The organism is Mesorhizobium sp. M7A.F.Ca.CA.004.04.2.1 (assembly GCF_004022825.1).
Classification (GTDB): domain Bacteria; phylum Pseudomonadota; class Alphaproteobacteria; order Rhizobiales; family Rhizobiaceae; genus Mesorhizobium.
In genome coordinates this window covers 1-1118 of sequence record NZ_RZPH01001423.1, presented here as the reverse complement: position 1 = coordinate 1118, position 1118 = coordinate 1, and the positions used below count along the sequence as shown (strand labels likewise).

The window sequence follows — 1118 nt, the reverse complement described above, 5'->3', positions numbered from 1 at the left end:
CGTCCCGCCGGCGTCGATTCGCATGGCAACACCGGCGAGACGTGGCGCAGGGGGATCGACTGCCTCTATAAAAACGTCTTGTCCTCCAAACTGGAGAAACTGTTCAAGTGACCAGAATGCTGGCAAGCGTCACCGGCATCGAAGAGGCGGAGATCGCTCTTTCTGGAGGTGTCGACATCGTCGACCTGAAGGACCCGAAGGCGGGAGCTCTGGGCGCGGTGTCCACGGAAACCATGCGCCGAACGATTTCGTTCATCGCTGGTCGGGCTCCGGTCAGCGCGGTCTGCGGCGACCTGCCGATGGAACCCGAAACGATCCGCATCAAGGCCGAAGAGATCGCGGCGACCGGCGTCGACTATGTGAAGATCGGGTGTTTCCCTTCGGCGAATATCTCTGCCTGCGCACAGGCGCTCGAACCGCTCGCCGCACGAACGAAGCTGATTGCCGTGCTGTTTGCCGATCTGGCGCCGGACTTCGAGCTTCTGCCGATATTCGCCAGGCATCGCTTCCATGGCGTGATGGTCGATACCGCGCAAAAGGGGAAGGGCCGGCTGCTCGATCATCTGCCGCCGGAGCGTATTCCGGGATTCGTCGACCGAACGAAATCGCTCGGTCTGATGGTCGGCCTGAGTGGATCGCTGGAAGCTCCGGATATTCCGCGCCTATTGCCTTTCGCTCCCGATTTTCTCGGCTTTCGGGGGGCGCTGTGTGGCCATTCCGGTCGCACGAGTTCGATCAGCGCCGAGGCGGTCTCGCAGATTCGAGAGTTGATCCCGGCGGAATCCGGGACCGGCGGTCAATCGAGTATCGACTATCGCCTGTTGGCGGCGAGAGGCTATTCGCCGGACACCGACCCGACATTGGGCACGGACAGGATTTTTGTGCGGGATTTTGTTCTGCCGGTCCAGATCGGTGCCTACAGCTTCGAGCATGGCCATACTCAAAAAGTGCGCTTTGATGTGGCCGCCGACGTGCTGCAAATCACCGACCATCCCGAGGACATGCGCCATGTGTTCTCTTATGACATCATCATGGACGGCATTCGCACCATCGTCGCGCGGGGACATATCCAGCTCAGCGAGGCTTTGGCCGAGCAGGTGGCAGCGCACGTCCTGGAG

Annotated in this window: 1 protein-coding gene; it reads left to right on the top strand. The window is 60.9% G+C overall.

What is annotated here, in order from left to right; genetic code table 11:
• Window positions 1–116: 116 nt before the first annotated feature.
• Window positions 117–1118: (5-formylfuran-3-yl)methyl phosphate synthase (locus tag EN893_RS35085; protein ID WP_245490966.1), on the top strand; the 1002-nt coding region annotated here is incomplete at its 3' end.